Source organism: Bombella favorum, assembly GCF_014048475.1.
Lineage (GTDB): Bacteria > Pseudomonadota > Alphaproteobacteria > Acetobacterales > Acetobacteraceae > Bombella > Bombella favorum.
On record NZ_NWUS01000005.1, the window covers coordinates 1 to 16,467 of the forward strand.

Consider the following 16,467-nt stretch of genomic DNA (forward strand, 5'->3'; position numbering starts at 1 on the left):
TGCGCTGACGAACAGGTTTGATGCGCAGAAACTCCAGAATCAGATACAGGCCAGCCAGCTCGGCACGCAGATCGTCGGTGAGGTGATGGGGCGTGTTTCGGACGAGCTCTACAGCCATGGCGTGCAGAGTTTTGACGAGCACAGTGCAACGAACAACTGGGGCCGAGCCATATTGGAGGCAGGGGGCAGTGCAGCCGTAGCGGCAGTGACTGGGGGGAATGTTGCCGCCACGGCGACGAGCGTCTTTGCTGGGACGGTTGCTTCGGGGGCCACCCGTGACTGGGCGGATCGTGCTGCTACGGCCCTGACCGGCCAGTCGAGTGGTGGATATGGCTCACAGGCGAAGCTGCATGACAGCCTGATGAATCTGCTGAGCAACGGCATTGCCAGTGCGGCGGGAGCTGTAGGAGGTCTGGTGGCTGGGTCGGGCAGTAGTACGGTTAATGTCCTGAATGGTGCCGCAGCAGCGTCGGCCATCCAGCAGTATAATCAGGCGCAAAATAAAAGGGATGATTTTGAAGGAAATGTGGCAATATTGGCTGTTGATTTTCAGGAAAAGAGACCCAGTTATAGCATTGGACAGGTTATAGAGGATAAGGACGCTGCCAGCGGACGCCAAAGCATGGAATAGTACACCGTCGGATGGTACGCCAGAGAGTACTATCGCCTTAGAAGGTAGTAATGGTGTACGTTACAAAGCTGTTTCTAATGCAGAGGGGCATGTTCTGACAGATTTGAATGGAGATACAGTGTTTTCGTTCTCCGAATGGTTAGTATTTTGTTGTTAAGGAGAAGTACTTTTATCTTCTAACTTTGCAAAATGTGAGTTCGCATGATGTTTGGGGTGAGGCTTCTTTAGGGCAGCATGATGGTACGATTGAAGGGCTAATAGATCCACAATACCATACGAATATTGTTAGAACTGTTGATGAGCAGGTTAGTAACCTATTTCCGAAAGGTAGTTTTTATAACTATCCATTGGGCGGCGTTACAAATGATGGTAAGGTCCTGTTGACAGTTGACTTATTAGAGGTTGCTAGAGGGAGTTCCTCTTATTCTATACTAAATGACCTTCCCAAAAATGCCGAAGTGCATTTTGGCGAGGGCGAATATTTCAGGACAAATCAGTATGGGCGTGTTGAGGAAATAACCTATATCCCAATTGACCAGAAAATGCCGCGTGATAACAGACAGAGACAAGTTGGACTTGAAGGTTTACCTGACGATGTAGGCGGACATATTCAGGCCTGCAGTCTGGGAGGAACGTGTCATAGGTTCAATCTGTTTCCGCAGAATAAGCAGTTTAATAATAGTGGGTATAGGATATGGGAGAATAGTCTTCGTAAGGCCCTGCAGAACGGTGATCGTGTAGGGCCGGTGAGGATAAAGTTTGATCGGCTGGAGGGGCAGGAGGATAGTTCTAGGCCTGATTTTGTGAAAGTTAACTACTCAATTAATAGACGTGTTCGTACTCAGAGGTGGAAGAATGAAGCTGAAAAGTGATATTTTATCTCAGAATAGGATAGGTGTCTTTCTAGATCCTATGCGAGAATTTCTTCTGAAGAATGATTGTGATAGCGCATCTTTGCAGGTAACAACCATTTTTAATGATGGAAAGTGTATTTGCACAGATATTTGTTTTGTTTACTTTATAGATAAAGTAGAAAATTCCTGTGATTTTGATGAAATTTATGAAGGAGATGCTCATAGGATAGTTAGTGATTGCTTTTCTCCATTTAATAGTAATATGTCTTCTGTGTCGGGTGTGTTGTGGGATTTTATGATTATTAAGGTGTATAAAAGCGGTGAGGTGTATGTAAAGTTCTTTTATAATACTTCTCTAGGTGATTATATAAATTATGATTTTTCCCCCTAGTTTATTTTGTATATTTGTTTTTTTATGGGGTAAAAGTAATAATTAGTGGTTTTTATTTGAATTTTTTTGGTTGAATGTCCTCCGTAAGGCCTTGCAAAATGGTGATCGTGTAGGACCTGTGAAGGTACAGTTCGGACGGCCAGAGGGGCAGGAAAGTAATTCCAGACCTGAGGTTGTGCATGTTGAGTATACGGTTAATGGAAATGCTTATGATGAGGAGTGGAAAAATGAATCTAAAAAGTAGTCCAGATTTGGATAATTTTGTTGATATTGTAATAAAATCTTTAAAATCCTTTCTTTTAAATAATAGTTGTGATGCGGTTTGTTTGTTGTCGAATACTTATTTTGAAAATAACGAATGTATAGGAACGGGATTTTGTTTTGTTTATTTTGTAGACGGAGTTAAAAAATCAATAGGATTTAGGGATGTCTATGAAGGAGATATCTCCTCTTTAAGAAGGAAAGAACTTCCTATGATTAATAGTAAAATGCAGAGTATGGTAGGCAAATTTTGGGATTATATGGTTATTACAATATATAAAAATGGAAGATTATCTATAAGATTTTTTTATGACTCTCCTCCGGGAGGGCATATGCAACATGAATTTTCTATCTAAAAAGATAGTTTTTCTGGTATGTAATATTTTCGAGGAGGAGCTGAATATATGCTTTCTTTTATGAAACGGAGGGAAATTATGGATGCCCTCTACGGAGCGATGCTTTCTAGTATTGAAGGTGACTTCGATAAGGCGGAGTGTGAGTTCTCATACGAGACATCGGAGGATAGGAGCTATTCTGTCGGTTCGAGCTTTCACTACGAGCTGGATGGAAAGATTTTTCATTGTCCACTAGCTGAGCAGGCTTTGGGACAGGTCTCTGTGGCTGTGCCGGCACTTCATAAGCTCATGCAGGAGTCTGGTCAGGGAAATTGGGATAAATTTACGATGACCTTTCCTAAGGACGGGTCTGTCTCTTTAAAGTTTCATAACGTCTAAGGCAAGCAATCAGGAGGTAGGCGTTTCCAGTGGCAGAAACGCTGCCTCCAGATAGCAGGACGCCATGGCAGCCGGGCGGAAATGGTACAGTCGGGCGGGGCGTCCTACGGTGGAGCGGTCATAGGTGCCGGTTTCTTCCACAAGTTTCTGGTGCAGCACAAGGCGGCGGAAGTTGGGCTTGTGCATAAGGCGGCCAGATACTGTCTCCATGGCCTGCTGTAGCTGCAGGAGCGTGAAAGCCTTCGGGAGCAGTTCAAAAACGGCAGGGCTGTAACGGATGCGGGCCCGCAGGCGGGAGAGGGCCGTGGCCAGAAGGCGGCGACTGTCTCCATCTGTAACGTCATCCGCCGGGATGGAACGAGGCACAAGCCCGGACTCCCAGAGCAGTTCATACCGTTCCAGCACACGGGTATCATCCCATGGCAGTTCATACAGCCCAAAGGCTGGCGCAATACGGCTCTGACGTTCCTCATGGCCGGAAGCCCATTGCTCAATTTTCGTGATGAACCGTGCCAGGTTCTGGTTTCCGCTTTCGCTGCGGCGGTCTTCCCATGGAAAATGATGGTAAAGAGACCCATGGCAGGATTGGGGATGGCTGGAGCTGAGCGCTAGATAGGTAATATGAATATGTGGCGTCTGGCCCTGCATGGGGAAGGAGCTGAATGTGTAAAGTTGCTCCATATGGCCAATGGGACAGTGTGTCAGCGTTTCTGCCCAATGGCAGAGACGCTTCTGCAAGGAATGATGACTTTCTTCAAAGGTTGGTGTGTTCTGGTCGTGGCGCAGTAGGGCAACATGGGGGGCATCATCCCCAAGGGTCATTAGAACGGTGATAAGGTCTGTTGGGCAGAGGCTTTGGAAGGTCATCGTAGGCGTGGTGTAAATCGGCTGAAATGGTCGTAGAGGGTGTGCAGTCGCTCTGATGAGAGGCCGGGTGGAACCCCATGGTCGAGGGGGAGGCTGAGCATCAGGGGATGGGTCGATAAGTCCATCATGCGCGGGCTGTTCATCGTGTTATTCAGCATCACTTGCATAGCAGGCGGTATGTTCTGGCGGAACCATGTGCTTTGCAGAAATTCTTCTAGCGGCCATTGCCAGTTGGTTAGGCTGACAGACAGAGTACCGGAAAAGGCAGGTACATAAAGTTCCCCTCCGAGAGACAGCCGAGGCGGTGGGCCTTTTTGTCTGTTCCCGGTAGCGGGCTGGATGATGGCACTGAGTTCATGCAGCCTGAGCCGCAACGGAATATCAGGCCAAGGAGAGGCGGTAGATGCCTTTGTGGCAGAAAGACCCGCTGCAACATGGGGGGAGGCTGTACTGGGTAGCAGAGCAAAAAGACTGTGAACCTGTTCAATTCTGAAGTTGTGTAATAGGGGAGCGGGGTAGTTCAACTGCCTAGCTGTTAATGAGGCCGAAAGCAGCGCTCTGTTCTGCAAAGCTGGGTCCGCATGAGATAAGGACTGCGGCGCAAAACGGATGGTTCCGACAGAATGTAGAAGCGTTAGGCTATAAGGCAGGCGGGATGAGGCGAAGTGTAGGTCAGAAATTCGAAAATGCGCCCGATAAAGCGGCATGTTCGAATTGCCATGACCAGTTGCTGTAGGGGGACAGGGAATACTAGTCTTGCTGATGTGCAGTCTGGCATTATCCAGAATCAGGGTCCAATTGTCCGGGCCTTGCACCATACGCAGGGCGGTTCGTTCAGGCAGATGAAGGGGGAGTTCTGTTCCGGTCATCAGAGCCTGTGCCCAGTCCAGCCAGTTGCCACCAAGTTGAAGGGTCGGCGTTGCCCCCGCAAGGTCTGTGCCATTTAGATGTGTATGGAAGGACACACCATGAAGCCGCCGCCACGCTCCAAAGGGCCATCCTTTGGCCTCGGAACTCTGGATGGTCAAGGTGGGTGTTGGTCCGTCAGAAGGAAGGGACTGCACGGCTAGATGTTCCATCTGGCGGGAGAGCAGTGCCTGTGTTTGGAGGTATAACCCCCAGCTGCCGGCCAGAAGGAGAAGGCATAAGGATGTAATGGTCAGGATAGTGCGGCGATAGGATAAGATCATGCTCCAGCTTCCTTCTTGGGTGAGGAGCAGAATGAGAGGATAATTATTTTTTCCCCAGAGTATTCTTTACCTTTTTTTAAGTAATCCCTTTTTGGGGGCGGCATAGAGGGGTGCCTTTTAAAAGGCATATAACCTATAAAAATTTTTATATTTCATGACATTATATTTGATGCCGTAGAGCATCCCCCCTTTGTTTTACTACATTGCCTTTATTGGGAGCATAGGGCACTCACTTCGTGCCCTGTTTCACATCCACAGAGTTTTCCACAGGATCACAGGGCAAGTCATACTGCTGGCAGAGTGCATCCCATGCTTTATTGATCGCTGGGATAAGCTCACGTCCTTTCGTGCTGGCAGCGAGGGGTTCACCGATAACAACCCGGAGCGTCCCGGGGTATTTCCGCCAGTGTGAATGGGGCCAAAACAGGCCGGAATTAGTCACAACCGGGATGATGGGACATGTCGCCTGTCGAGCCAGAGCAATAACGCCATTCTGCAATGGTACCCGTTCTCCGGGGCGGGTGCGTGTGCCTTGTGGAAAGATGATGATCTGTCGTCCAGCATTCTGCGCTTTAGCCACAGCATCCATCATGCCCCGCAGGGCTTGAGACCCGCCGGAACGATCGACAGGGATCATGCCGCTGAGAATGAGCATGGGGCCGACCAGCGGAATGGATGTCAGTTCTTTCTTGATGACATAGGCCGGCAGCGGCACCGTATTCATCCACACAAAACCATCAAAGAAAGACTGATGCTGTGAGGCAATGAGGGCAGGTCCATCCGGTAGGTTTTCCTGCCCGCTGATGACGATGCGGATGCCGCAGAGACGCTCCAGCCCCCAGAGTACGGCACTGGACCAAAGCTTAGCATAGCCTAAGGCAGCATCCCGCCGGTTAAGCAGGCGGATGGGAAAGGCGAAGACCCCCATGACGAGGGTCAGAATCAGGAGATACAGGTTGAACAGGCTGCCACGGACGAGACTCATCATAATGCTCCTTGCATGGCGCAGAATCCGCCCGAAGGGCAAGGGAAAAGATCGTGCTTGCAGCGAGAAATCAGGCCGGTGGAGGGGGTGAAACCGGTGGAGCGGGGCGGAAGCCCTCCTGTTCATAGTCCTGCTGATGAAGAATCATGAGGCGAAGAAAAGCTCCGACCAGTTTGCCATATTGGCTGAACATTAGCCGTATGGTGTGTGGGTGCAGTGGATCATGCATGGCCGGAGGCTGAACCCAATAAGGGGTCAGGCGTAGCTGCGGGGCAATGTCATGGAACTCCAACAGCGAGCGGCGCATGTGATACCCCGCCGTGACGAGCACAAGATGATGGAGGTTTTTCTGCTTTGCCCATTGGGCGGTTTCCCATGCATTGCCGATTGTGCTGGCCGCCCGATACCCGAGGCTGATTCTGTGGCTCAGCTCTGGAGGGAGGGGGCCGATCCCCGTAGCTGTCAGAATAGGATTTAACCCCGTATGGGGAGAGACACCGGAGATTAAAAGTAGGCGGTTTGGCTTTTGGCGAAGGAGGGCAATACCGGCTTCTATACGGTTTTTACCACCTGTCAGGGCAACAATGCCGTCACAATCGGCAGGGATATTATCCAGTGTTGGCGAGGGCCGTAGGGCGTCTGCACAAAAATAGATGAAACTTCCTAGTAGGATCCAGCTTGCAACGGTCAGCACGGCGAAAAGGGCAGACCAGACATTTATGCCCGGCCGCTTCATGAGGGGTGACGCCCCTGTTTGACGCAGACCAGATACGTCATGCCCCAGCCAGCCAGTGCCATTAGGAAAGGCATCAGGCAGAATGTCCCCCAAAGCATCGGTGGTAAAAAGGACTGGGGCGGAACAGTTGGGAAGAGCCCGGTAGTGGCGGGCAGGCGCAACAGAGGGCGCAGAGCCGAGGTAATGAGCATCAGTGAAGGCAGGAGCAGGATGATGCCTGCCAGACTGCCTAGAAAGGCCGTTAGCGCCATCCGTCTGGCCAGAATATGATGCAAGGTGGTGACTGCCCTACCCATAGATAGAAGGACGGCCTGTTGTTGCCTGTTGGCCAGAGCAATGGTCCGGGCGGCCAGATAGAGCAGAGCCGGCACTACGAGTGCCGCAGCCAACCCGGCAGCTAGAGCCACATGGCTTGCTGCCTTACGGAGGGCCGCCATGAGGGGGGCTAGCTTTGCCATTTGGGGAGGGGGAGGCACGATGATGGCTTCTGGGGTGATATTATGCACCAGAGTCGTCAGTGTGTTCATCTCTCCGTGGTAGGACAAGGTGAAAAGCCTAGGGAGTGGCCCGTCCCAAGGGGTGGACCACGACGCCAGAATCCGGGTTACATCACGGTCAGGCAGAAGAGTGGGATGGGCTTTGGGAAATGTGGCTGTTAGGGCCTGGGATAGCTTGTTCGTCTGGCTAGAGGGCTCATCACCGGCGGCGGGGAGAGCGATGACGACTTGGTCGTTCAGCTGCTCTTCCCAGTGATGGACGGCTCTTTCCACACCGCAAGGCAGGGATAGGGCCAGCCCGAACAGCCATGAGAGAAGGCATAACCCAAGTAGTAATGGCCATGAGGCAGGCCGTTCTGCTGCATGGGACAGATACGTCATGGGAGCAGCCTTTCATCTCTGGTAACAAGGATATGTGGTGCCGCCACCCCCTCTTCAGGCATCGAAGGGCCTGCAATTTCTGGGGATGGCTTGTGCTGGGGTAGGTGCAGGATCTCTCCCTCAAGGGATGCCCCTACTGGCAGGGTTTGTGTTGCCAGTAGGGCTGTTGTGCCATTTTTGGCTAGTCCCCGTATGGTGGAAAGGAGATGGTCCCGTAATCCAGCGCAGAGAGTTAGGGCAGGCTCATCTACCAGAATGATGGAGGGTTGGGAGATCAGAGCCCGGGCGCAGGCAGCGCGTAGTCTGGTAGTCTGGCTGAGTGTGGTGGGATAGGAACGGGCATGGCTCTCCAGTGCGAACCATTGAAGAATGGATTGCGTTTCCCGTCGGATATCAGCCTTGCTGGCATGGTTCATCTCTAGCGGTAGGGCGATGTTGTCCGCTATCGTCAGACGGTCCATGAAGAGCGGCGCAGCCTCGATATACCCTATGCGTTGTTGGAGCAGTTTGTGGGCTCGACGGGTGATGCGAGGGCCTGCATCTTGGTTTAGAAGGGTCATGGCCCCACTTGCGACAGGGCGGCGTAGGGCGATGGTTTCCAGCAAGGCAGTTTTGCCGGCTTCGGCTGGTCCCGTCACCCAAAGGATTTCTCCCCGTTCCAGCTGGAGGGAGACAGTCTGTACCCCGCCGGGTACGAGAGACGTACCGGCAGGTAGAGGGAGCATCTCCAGAGTAATCATGCAGGGCTCCGCATGGTCTTGGTCAGAGTCGCCGTGCCAGCCATGCTGCGGCTGTGGAGGAGGCTGCCGCTAGAGCCATGAGAAGCAGACCATCCTTGACCAAGCCGTGCGGCGTAAGCAGATGGCCAGCGATCATGAGCTGGTCGGGGATGGTATGGGCGATATGGTTGACGATCTCATGCGTCTGCTGGTCTTCAGTCAGTGAGCCGAGATTGGCGGTGGCAACGGTAATAAGGTGCGGCAACAGGGACCAGCCCACCCCGAGGATGAGCAGAATGGGTGCGAAAAGCTCTGTCAGCTGGATGAGGAAGCTGAAAGCGAAATGGGCCAATGCCCACACAATGTTGAGCAGGACCCGCCCCACGATGAATCCGCCCTTCTGGTATGGTGTGGTGGCTGAAAGCAGGCGCTCACCCCGCATTGGGGAGGAATGGGAAGAAGAGGGCGATGTATCCATGAATGTTTCAGGCCTTCCTGTAAGACAGCCGGGCTGGCAATGGCATATGTGAAGAAAGACGGAGAACAGTGGTGGAAGCCGAAGCCCCTCTGTCTTGTCTTCTTACTTCTGCACCTAGCTTCACGAGAGGCGTAATGCAAATCTTACCCACGCGGGATGAAAAAGACGTTCATATTCTGCTGCTGGACCCAGCAGGCACAGCCCATAGCCGGGTGTATGGTCTGCTGCGTAGTGAGGGGATGGATGTTGTCTGTCGGCAGAGTGCCGAAACAATGCTGGAAGTGCTGGAAGCCTCCTGCCGGGATAATCAGGTGGATATGGTGATCTGCTGCACCCTTCAGAAAGGCATGAGTGCTGGCCAGTTTGTCCGCCGGGCTAAGGCGAATCCTGCTATGCAGGATGTTCCGGTACTGATGTTGACAGAAGACGTCTCCACACGGGTCGAGCTGGACTGTTTCGAGAGTGGTGCCGATGCTTATCTCTCCAGCTCTGCCCATTCTGACCTGTTGCTGCTGCGGATACGCACACTTCTGCATTTGGCAGATGAGAAACGGTATCTGCATCCCCAATGGCATATGCGGCGGGCCAGAGTCGTGATTGTCCGTGCGCCAGAGGATGAGGTCCTGCTGGAGTTCTGGAATGATCCTAGGGTGTTGGATCGTGATAATCACGATGAAACAACAGAGGAAACCGGGCTGGGGGAACTGCTCTGGCGGGATGGTCATACCGTGACATCGGTTACACGCTCTAGTGATCTGTTGAGCGGCGGTTGGCTGACAGGGCCGGATGGGCCGGACTGTATCGTGTTGGAGGATATGCAGGATAATGAGGTGGACTTGGCTTTTTGCCGCCAGCTGGACCAACGCCGCCGGGCTTTGCGGGAGCAGGGGGGAATCCCTTTCCGTATTCTAGGGATCGTACAGGCAGAACGTTTCCGTGGTGAATCCTGTGTGGCATTTCTGGAGGCAGGGCTGGAGGATCTCGTCCCCAGCGATATGACACCGATGGTGCTGGCACTACGGATACGAGCGATGGTACGGCGGCGGCGGGAGAATGAGACGTTCCATCAGCGTGAGATGGAGCGGCAACAATCCGCTCTGGCATTGGAGGCCGCACAGGCACAGGCCTCTCTTGCGGATGCGTTGGCCCAAGCCAACCGCGACTTAGCCCAGACAAATGAGGAGCTGGTGCAGATGCAGGCCAGACTCGTTCAAACGGCTAAAATGGCGTCTCTAGGGGAGCTGGTGGCGGGTATCGCTCATGAGATTAATAACCCACTGGCCTTCACTCTGGGGCATGCCGATACGATCGAACGGTGCCTGCACTGGATGGAGGATAAAGTGCAGGATGAAGGAGACCAGAATCGCATCAGAAGGGCTGGAACCCGCCTTGCGGCCATGAAGACAGGGCTGGGGCGCATCCGGGACCTCGTCGTGCGTCTGCGCCGCTTTTCTCGGCTGGAGGAAGGGCAATGGAGCATGGTAGATGTGAGTGAGGCCATAGAGACGGGGCTGGCTCTTGTTCGGCACAGGCTAGGCGGAAGCATTGCTGTGGAATCCCGGTTGGACGCACCCCAGAAGCTGATTTGTCAGGAAACATTGTTTCATCAAGCGGTGATGAATCTCATTGCCAATGCGGCGGATGCATTAAACGAGGTACGCTTGGCTGGGGATGTGCGCCATGACGGACGGATACGAATTGCGACCCGTCTTTATGAGGATGTTTACGAAATTACGGTAAGCGACAATGGCCCGGGCATAGAGGAGGCGGTCCGACCTCGGATTTTTGATCCTTTCTTTACGACGAAGGCACAGGGAGAGGGAACGGGGCTGGGGCTTTCCATAGTTCATGGCATCGTGCAGGCTCATTGTGGGACGATTGATGTTACGGATGCTTACCCGGCAGGTGAGAAGACCGAACCAGGGCGAGGTGCACATTTCGTGATTCGCCTTCCCGTTCATGAAACGGCAGAAGGATGGGCTGTGCGGGAGCCAAAACGGCGCAAGGCTATGGGAGGAAGTGAAACGGCATGACCGTGCCATATAGTATCGAGATGAGGCCTTGCGTTCTTTTGGTGGATGATGAGGAAGAGATCCTTATTGCCCTTGGCGATTTGCTGGAGGAAAGCTGCACGGTGCTGACAGCTACCGAGCCCCTCCGTGCTCTTGCTTTGCTGGAGGCACATCCGGAGATTTCTGTCATTATCTCCGACCAGCGTATGCCGGGTATGACGGGTGATCAGTTCCTTAGCCGTGCTAGCACTCGCTCGGATGCGCGGGCCATTCTGCTGACTGGTTATGCGGACCTTGATGCCGTGGTTGCGGCCCTGAATCATGGGAAGATTGTAGCTTATGTACATAAGCCGTGGGAGGCAGACCATGTCCTTTGTCTTGTTCATGAAGCACACAGGACATGGCAAGCTCAACATGCCCTGAAGGTAGAACAGGCTTTGCTTCACGGCCTTATGGAAAGCCTGCCTTTTGGGTTGGTTTTTTCGGATGCGCAGGGCCACTGCATCCGCAGTAACCGGCATTATCAAGGAACATCCGAGAGTAGCCAGTATGCGGCTAGCCTACAGCCGGTGATTGCCCGCTTGCGGGAAAAGGTCTGGCAGGAAGGGCAGGCAGAAGAGCTTTTGGAGGTCACGGCGGAGGATGGCCGGAGTACATGGCATGAGATTGTCCGTCTGGCTCTGAAATGGCCGGAAGGGGTGCCGCTGACGGAAGCCTGGCAGGTCAGCATGGACCGGGACGTGACCCGGCGGGTGATGATGGAGGATCGGCTAAACAGGGGGGAGCGGCTGGAGGCTCTGGGGCGTCTTGCCGGTGGTGTGGCGCATGACTTCAATAACCTGCTGACTATTCTGGGAAATTGCCTGGATGCTCTGGCAGAGCAGGTAAAGAACGAAGACCCCGCCTCTGCCGCCCAGAGGAAATGGCTTGCTCGGGCCTTGGAAACTGTAGAGCGGGGAGAGGCACTGACCCGCCGGCTGCTTCAGTTTGGCCGTGCAGGGCGAAGTGGTGCAACGGTTCGACCGTTTGATATTGTCTCTTTTCTGAAGGAGCGGTCCGGTCTGTTCCAGCACAGTTTTTACGGGGCAACACCGGCCATTCGTTTTGTTCTGGACCTCGCTGAAGAGATATCTTCATCCGTTTTAACATGCCCGGAACAGCTTGAGATGGCCTTGCTCAATCTCTGCGTAAATGCTCGTGATGCGATGCCTGCTGGTGGCACGGTCACGCTTTCAGCGCGCCGGGTTTGTTATACCTTGCCCGCTGCACCATCGGAATGTGAGCAGGATCATGCGCTGGCTCTGGAGGTTCGGGATGAGGGCGAGGGGATGAGCGAGGAAGTCCAGCGGCATATTTTTGAGCCTTTCTTTACGACCAAACAGGCAGGGAAGGGCACGGGGTTGGGGTTGGCTGGTATTTATGGCTTCATTTTGGCCCATCATGGCGATGTGGCTGTGCAAAGCCAGCCCGGACAAGGAACAGTGATGCGTCTGTTGCTGCCGCTCCTGAAAACATGACGGTATGACCTCCCGGAGGAGAATGGTTTCCATTTCATTTTGTCCGGGTATGATGTGCGGCATGAACGCTACGTGGAAGATAAGGGGGAAGCTATGGCCGATAGGGAAGCCTGTTTTGTTCAGCCGCAAGAAGAGGATGCAGCACAGGCCATCACAGCCATTGGTGATGAGCTGACCTTGTTTGATGACTGGATGGAACGGTATCAGTACATCATTGAACTGGGGCGGAAACTTCCAGCATTTCCGCAGGAGTGGCAGGATGATGCCCACCGTGTGCCCGGGTGTCAGAGTCAAGTCTGGCTGGAGGTTGAAGAGAAGGAAGGCCGCCTGTTCTTCGCTGGAGCTTCCGATGCCGCCATTGTTCACGGGCTGGTAGCGTTGTTGCTGCGGGTTTATTCCGGTCGCACACGGGATGAAATTTTGGCGACTGAACCAGTTTTTCTGCATGAGCTCGGGTTGGTAAAGGCACTTTCAGCCAACCGTGGTAATGGTGTGGAGGCTATGGCAAAGGCCATTCGGCAGCGGGCGGCTGCCTGAGAGCATCATTTATGGTGGTAGGCCGGATTATGGTCACAAAAAAGGCCCTCTGGAGGGTAAACCAGAGGGCCTTTTTTTATGCAGATGTCTGCAACGCGTTTTAGTGCGTGGCAGGTGCTGTGGCGTCCGTTGCAGGCATGTCGGACTTCATCGGGTTGGAGCTGTCCTTCACACTGTCGGCAGTAGCGGCGGCTTTGTCAGCAGGTTTTGCATCCTGTGTGCTGCACTTAGTGAATTTACCGCTTTTGTCGCGGCATGGCTTAGCCTTTGGCTTTTCACATTTCGTGAACTGCCCCTTCTCATTGCGGCAATGGTGAGCCTTGCCGTGAGAGGTGGCAGCAAAGGCAACCTGACTGGTCAGGGCGCTGGCAATGAGGGCGAATGTGGCCATGCGACGGAACATCATGGGATTTTTCCTTCTGTCAAAACAAGGACGAATAGGCTGGCACCACTCTATACGGAAAATCTCAGAATAGGATAGTGAAGTCTGTGTTATTTTCCAGAAATAATGGTCCATTATTACCATATATTATTAATCAGGGTTAACCAGCTGGAAACAGGCTCAGGACAAAAAAGGGGGAGGCCCTGTTGGGCACTCCCCCTTTTACTTTGCGATAAGCCTTTTTAGGCTATCACTTTTTCTCGTCCTTCTCGGGCAGAGCATAGGCGATCAGGTAATCACCCATCTTGCTCATGAAGGAACCATGTCCCCCAGCATAGGTCACGATGTATTGGCGACCATTGATGCTGTAGGTCATGGGGGAGGACTGTGCCCCAGCGGGGAGGCGGTCCTGCCAGATGACCTTGCCTGTCGTGATGTCATAAGCACGGATATAATAATCCTGCGTAGACGTCAGGAACGCAACATTGCCAGCTGTGGCCAGCGGTCCACCAAGGCTTGGCACGCCGATCTTGATGGGTGGCATCTGGATCGGCAGGATGGAGCCATGCAGGGAGTCCCGCAGGGTTCCGTTACGATGCCGCCAGATGACCTTGTTAGTCCGCAGGTCGACTCCAGCAACAGCACCCCACGGTGGCGTGCGGCACGGTAAGAAGAGACCGATCTTGGCAAACAGCGGGTCTAGGAACGGATGAAGGTTGATGGCGTAAGGGATGCCGTAATTCGGCTGGAGCCCTGTCTCGCCACCGCTTCCGCCCTTGCTGTTTGCATCCGGCCAACGGGGGTTGCCCGGCCCACGGGGGACCAGTGTGGAAACGAACGGAATGGAGATGGGGTTGGTAAAGGCCACTTCACGGCGAGGATCAACCGCAAGGCCACCCCATTCAAACATGCCGAGGTCCCCAGGGAAGACCAGCGTACCCTGTGTGGAAGGTGGCGTAAAAGGCCCCTCATAACGCAGGCTGTGGAAGTACACGCTGCACACCATCTGGTCGAGGATGGTAGCACCCCAGATATCCCGATCGGACAGCGGTGCATCCGGACGCATGGTCAGCTGGGAGTGAGGCTGTGTTGGGCTTGTATGGTCACCCGTAGCCGCACCACCTGGTACCGGTACCTCCGGTGCTGGAACAATCGGCTTACCCGTGCGACGGTCCAGAACGAAGATATCACCACTCTTTGTCGGGATGTAGATGGCCGGTACTAGGCTGCCATCCTTCTGGGTGACGTCCACCAGATTAGGCTGGGCGGAAACGTCCATATCCCACAGGTCATGATGAACGGTCTGGTAGAACCAGACGAGCTTACCCGTATCGGCGTTTAGCGCAATGATACCCGGCGGATAACGCTCGGCATCCTTGTCGCGGTAGCCACCCCATTGGTCAGGCGTACCAACACCCATAGGGATGTACACCATGTTCAGGTTCTTGTCGTAAGACGAGACAGACCAGGAGTTCGGAGAGTTGGGGTGAAAATGGGGATGCTCTTCGCTCGGCATCTCGTTCGGATCGGGATTTGCTGCGTCAAACACCCAGACAAGTTTGCCTGTGTAGACGTCATAGGCCCGTGTCGCCCCGGAAGGCTGATGAACGGAACCGTTATCCTTCACCGCACTATTAACGATGATCAGCTTGTCCGTAACGACCGGCGGTGATGTCGGCGCATACTCACCAACCGTTGTGTAAGGCTGATGGGAGAAGCGCAGGTCCACCTGACCATTATCACCGAAGCCCTGACAGACTTTACCCGTCTGCGCATCAATCTCGACCATACGGCCATCATTGACCATGGCGATAATGCGCTTGGCGCAATCCGTCGTGGTGACAGGCTGGCCGCTGCTATCCACAGCATTGGCGGGCATCGTGTGGGCACTGACGCCACGGCAGGTCAGATGCTGGAAGCCCGGATTAACGTTAACCTTAGGGTCGAACACCCATTTCGTCTTCCCCGTCAGAGCATCAACGGCAAAGACCTTCTGATGCAGGGAGCAGAAATAGAGCGTGTTATCGAACTCAAGCGGTGTGGCTTCGTTGGTGGCCTCACCTGGGTCGCGGGATGGGTCCGGCAGGTCGCCAGTCCGCAGTACCCAAGCAACCTTCAGCTTGTTGACGTTCTGGCTATTGATCTGTGCCAGAGGGGACCAGTGGTTACCATCCTGCGTACGGGCGTAAGATGGCCAGTCATTATCCGGCACATTTTCCGGATTGGCCGGGCTGGCGTTTACCTGTTCTGCAGGCAGGGAACCGTTGATGTCATACGGGTCCATGAAAATGGAGATCACCAGTGCCAGAGCACTGAGGACAACACCAACCCCCAGAGGGAGCGTAGCCAGCAGGTTTGCAGCGAGCGGACGGCGGATAAAGGGCAGCAGAAGCACAAAGCCAATGACGATGACCACATCCAGCCGAGGCACGAGGCCCCAGAGGTCTAGGCCTACGACGCAAAGAGCCCAGATGAGTGTGCCCAGAAGAACAACGGCATAGACGGCAAGACCGATCGGCTTCCGTTTATGAACGAAAAACGCGCTAAGCAGCGTGCCCAGCCCGCTGATGAGATAATAGAAGGGACCGCCTTCGCTGATGGAATAGATACCACCGGCAACCAGCAGTAGGCCGACGATCGCCATAAGGATGGCAACCAGCGAGACCCAGATTCCCCCCGTACGGGAAGTGGAGGACATGGATAAGCCTCAGTGTTGTTAAACTCGATCATTCACGTGGATAGTGCTTCCCTGGCAGGATTGTTCCGCCACGGATGATGATCTCCCGCTCTTAAAGCACAAGGAAGGGGCTATGGGTCAAGCATTTGCGAATAATAATTCGGACTAGGTCAGTGCCTCTAACATCATATTCACAGCCATGTGATAAATCCTTTCTGAAGGTTAATAGGATGCTGTGGAAAAAACATGCGGTCTGATGTGCTTTTTGCTTGAGGCCACACCCCGTTATCCCTATAACCGCCCTTAGGTCGTGCACGCGCCCGGGCCATATGATGTGGCATGCCCGGCCGTGCGGTTTTCGTTTTCCATCAGGAAAAGGGAAACTTCAGAACTAAGGAGATGAAAATGCCCAAGTTGAAGACGAAGTCTTCGGTCAAGAAGCGGTTCAAGATCACCGCAACCGGTAAGGTGACCTGTGGTCCCGGTAACAAACGCCATGGCCTGATCAACCGTCCGCAGAAGATGAAGCGCAGCAACCGTGGTCCGCAGGTGATGACGGACATGGATGCACGTACCGTCAAGCAGTGGGCGCCCTACGGGCTGTCATAAGGGAGATTT

18 protein-coding genes are annotated in these 16,467 nt (G+C 53.6%); 9 read left to right on the forward strand and 9 right to left on the reverse strand.

From position 1 onward, the window contains the following. The 5 genes from CPA57_RS08625 to CPA57_RS08645 form a co-directional block, all read left to right on the forward strand. A partial coding sequence (locus CPA57_RS08625; RefSeq protein ID WP_182082407.1) for a hypothetical protein occupies window positions 1-631 on the forward strand: 631 nt, incomplete at its 5' end. Between the two features lie 191 nt (window positions 632-822). Then, a complete protein-coding gene (locus tag CPA57_RS08630; protein ID WP_182082408.1) occupies window positions 823-1,503 on the forward strand; it encodes a DNA/RNA non-specific endonuclease in 681 nt (226 codons plus the stop codon). Then, window positions 1,487-1,876 carry a hypothetical protein gene (locus CPA57_RS08635; RefSeq protein ID WP_182082409.1) on the forward strand — a complete coding sequence of 130 codons (390 nt, stop codon included), beginning with the start codon at window positions 1,487-1,489 and terminating at the stop codon, window positions 1,874-1,876. The genes CPA57_RS08630 and CPA57_RS08635 overlap by 17 nt, the downstream gene beginning before the upstream one ends. A 227-nt stretch (window positions 1,877-2,103) precedes the next feature. After that, window positions 2,104-2,493 carry a hypothetical protein gene (locus tag CPA57_RS08640; protein ID WP_182082410.1) on the forward strand — a complete coding sequence of 130 codons (390 nt, stop codon included), beginning with the start codon at window positions 2,104-2,106 and terminating at the stop codon, window positions 2,491-2,493. Window positions 2,494-2,541: 48 nt separating this feature from the next. After that, complete coding sequence (locus tag CPA57_RS08645) at window positions 2,542-2,871, forward strand: immunity protein YezG family protein (RefSeq protein WP_182082411.1); 330 nt, start codon at window positions 2,542-2,544, stop codon at window positions 2,869-2,871. Window positions 2,872-2,880: 9 nt separating this feature from the next. Here CPA57_RS08645 and CPA57_RS08650 read toward each other — a convergent pair whose 3' ends face one another. From CPA57_RS08650 to CPA57_RS08680, 7 genes are all read right to left on the reverse strand, one after another. After that, complete coding sequence (locus tag CPA57_RS08650) at window positions 2,881-3,738, reverse strand: NUDIX hydrolase (RefSeq protein WP_182082412.1); 858 nt, start codon at window positions 3,736-3,738, stop codon at window positions 2,881-2,883. Then, entirely contained in the window at window positions 3,735-4,928 is a 1,194-nt protein-coding gene (locus tag CPA57_RS08655) for a hypothetical protein (RefSeq protein WP_182082413.1), read from the reverse strand. The genes CPA57_RS08650 and CPA57_RS08655 overlap by 4 nt, the downstream gene beginning before the upstream one ends. A 229-nt stretch (window positions 4,929-5,157) precedes the next feature. Then, complete coding sequence (locus CPA57_RS08660; protein WP_182082444.1) at window positions 5,158-5,913, reverse strand: lysophospholipid acyltransferase family protein; 756 nt, start codon at window positions 5,911-5,913, stop codon at window positions 5,158-5,160. A 70-nt stretch (window positions 5,914-5,983) separates the two neighbouring features. Further along, entirely contained in the window at window positions 5,984-6,649 is a 666-nt protein-coding gene (locus CPA57_RS08665) for a YdcF family protein (RefSeq protein WP_182082414.1), read from the reverse strand. Next, window positions 6,646-7,527 carry a hypothetical protein gene (locus CPA57_RS08670; protein WP_182082415.1) on the reverse strand — a complete coding sequence of 294 codons (882 nt, stop codon included), beginning with the start codon at window positions 7,525-7,527 and terminating at the stop codon, window positions 6,646-6,648. Before CPA57_RS08670 ends, CPA57_RS08665 begins: the two co-directional genes overlap by 4 nt. Then, window positions 7,524-8,267 (reverse strand): ATP-binding cassette domain-containing protein, encoded by a 744-nt coding sequence (locus tag CPA57_RS08675; protein WP_182082416.1) that lies wholly within the window; start codon window positions 8,265-8,267, stop codon window positions 7,524-7,526. The genes CPA57_RS08670 and CPA57_RS08675 overlap by 4 nt, the downstream gene beginning before the upstream one ends. Before the next feature lie 22 nt (window positions 8,268-8,289). Then, window positions 8,290-8,724 (reverse strand): hypothetical protein, encoded by a 435-nt coding sequence (locus CPA57_RS08680; protein WP_182082417.1) that lies wholly within the window; start codon window positions 8,722-8,724, stop codon window positions 8,290-8,292. 134 nt (window positions 8,725-8,858) lie between these two features. Here CPA57_RS08680 and CPA57_RS08685 point away from each other — a divergent pair, with 134 nt between their 5' ends. The 3 genes from CPA57_RS08685 to CPA57_RS08695 all read left to right on the forward strand — a co-directional run bounded on the left by CPA57_RS08685 (window position 8,859) and on the right by CPA57_RS08695 (window position 12,790). Then, window positions 8,859-10,757 carry an ATP-binding response regulator gene (locus tag CPA57_RS08685; protein WP_182082418.1) on the forward strand — a complete coding sequence of 633 codons (1,899 nt, stop codon included), beginning with the start codon at window positions 8,859-8,861 and terminating at the stop codon, window positions 10,755-10,757. Then, entirely contained in the window at window positions 10,754-12,253 is a 1,500-nt protein-coding gene (locus CPA57_RS08690; RefSeq protein WP_182082419.1) for an ATP-binding response regulator, read from the forward strand. The genes CPA57_RS08685 and CPA57_RS08690 overlap by 4 nt, the downstream gene beginning before the upstream one ends. Window positions 12,254-12,346: 93 nt before the next feature. Then, entirely contained in the window at window positions 12,347-12,790 is a 444-nt protein-coding gene (locus CPA57_RS08695) for a SufE family protein (protein ID WP_182082445.1), read from the forward strand. A 100-nt stretch (window positions 12,791-12,890) separates the two neighbouring features. On the opposite strand, the gene CPA57_RS08700 is transcribed toward CPA57_RS08695, so the two are convergent. Together CPA57_RS08700 and CPA57_RS08705 are read right to left on the reverse strand one after the other, a co-directional pair. Further along, the gene (locus CPA57_RS08700; RefSeq protein ID WP_229709371.1) at window positions 12,891-13,196 is read right to left on the reverse strand and encodes a hypothetical protein; all 306 of its coding nucleotides are present in this window, start codon (window positions 13,194-13,196) and stop codon (window positions 12,891-12,893) included. Window positions 13,197-13,422: 226 nt separating this feature from the next. Then, entirely contained in the window at window positions 13,423-15,870 is a 2,448-nt protein-coding gene (locus tag CPA57_RS08705; protein WP_182082420.1) for a membrane-bound PQQ-dependent dehydrogenase, glucose/quinate/shikimate family, read from the reverse strand. 384 nt (window positions 15,871-16,254) lie between these two features. On the opposite strand from CPA57_RS08705, the gene rpmI reads away from it, so the two are divergent. Further along, window positions 16,255-16,458 carry a 50S ribosomal protein L35 gene (rpmI, locus tag CPA57_RS08710; RefSeq protein WP_182082421.1) on the forward strand — a complete coding sequence of 68 codons (204 nt, stop codon included), beginning with the start codon at window positions 16,255-16,257 and terminating at the stop codon, window positions 16,456-16,458. The last annotated feature ends 9 nt before the right edge of the window (window positions 16,459-16,467 follow it).

What these genes read in the sequence shown, in the direction of transcription:
- CPA57_RS08660 (WP_182082444.1), bottom strand. Translation starts at nt 5,913, where the DNA reads ATGAGTCTCGTCCGTGGCAGCCTGTTCAACCTGTATCTCCTGATTCTG.
- CPA57_RS08685 (WP_182082418.1), top strand. Translation starts at nt 8,859, where the DNA reads ATGCAAATCTTACCCACGCGGGATGAAAAAGACGTTCATATTCTGCTG.
- CPA57_RS08690 (WP_182082419.1), top strand. Translation starts at nt 10,754, where the DNA reads ATGACCGTGCCATATAGTATCGAGATGAGGCCTTGCGTTCTTTTGGTG.
- CPA57_RS08700 (WP_229709371.1), bottom strand. Translation starts at nt 13,196, where the DNA reads ATGATGTTCCGTCGCATGGCCACATTCGCCCTCATTGCCAGCGCCCTG.
- CPA57_RS08640 (WP_182082410.1), top strand. Translation starts at nt 2,104, where the DNA reads ATGAATCTAAAAAGTAGTCCAGATTTGGATAATTTTGTTGATATTGTA.
- CPA57_RS08670 (WP_182082415.1), bottom strand. Translation starts at nt 7,527, where the DNA reads ATGACGTATCTGTCCCATGCAGCAGAACGGCCTGCCTCATGGCCATTA.
- CPA57_RS08665 (WP_182082414.1), bottom strand. Translation starts at nt 6,649, where the DNA reads ATGAAGCGGCCGGGCATAAATGTCTGGTCTGCCCTTTTCGCCGTGCTG.
- CPA57_RS08680 (WP_182082417.1), bottom strand. Translation starts at nt 8,724, where the DNA reads ATGGATACATCGCCCTCTTCTTCCCATTCCTCCCCAATGCGGGGTGAG.
- CPA57_RS08645 (WP_182082411.1), top strand. Translation starts at nt 2,542, where the DNA reads ATGCTTTCTTTTATGAAACGGAGGGAAATTATGGATGCCCTCTACGGA.
- rpmI (WP_182082421.1), top strand. Translation starts at nt 16,255, where the DNA reads ATGCCCAAGTTGAAGACGAAGTCTTCGGTCAAGAAGCGGTTCAAGATC.
- CPA57_RS08705 (WP_182082420.1), bottom strand. Translation starts at nt 15,870, where the DNA reads ATGTCCTCCACTTCCCGTACGGGGGGAATCTGGGTCTCGCTGGTTGCC.
- CPA57_RS08650 (WP_182082412.1), bottom strand. Translation starts at nt 3,738, where the DNA reads ATGACCTTCCAAAGCCTCTGCCCAACAGACCTTATCACCGTTCTAATG.
- CPA57_RS08635 (WP_182082409.1), top strand. Translation starts at nt 1,487, where the DNA reads ATGAAGCTGAAAAGTGATATTTTATCTCAGAATAGGATAGGTGTCTTT.
- CPA57_RS08675 (WP_182082416.1), bottom strand. Translation starts at nt 8,267, where the DNA reads ATGATTACTCTGGAGATGCTCCCTCTACCTGCCGGTACGTCTCTCGTA.
- CPA57_RS08695 (WP_182082445.1), top strand. Translation starts at nt 12,347, where the DNA reads ATGGCCGATAGGGAAGCCTGTTTTGTTCAGCCGCAAGAAGAGGATGCA.
- CPA57_RS08655 (WP_182082413.1), bottom strand. Translation starts at nt 4,928, where the DNA reads ATGATCTTATCCTATCGCCGCACTATCCTGACCATTACATCCTTATGC.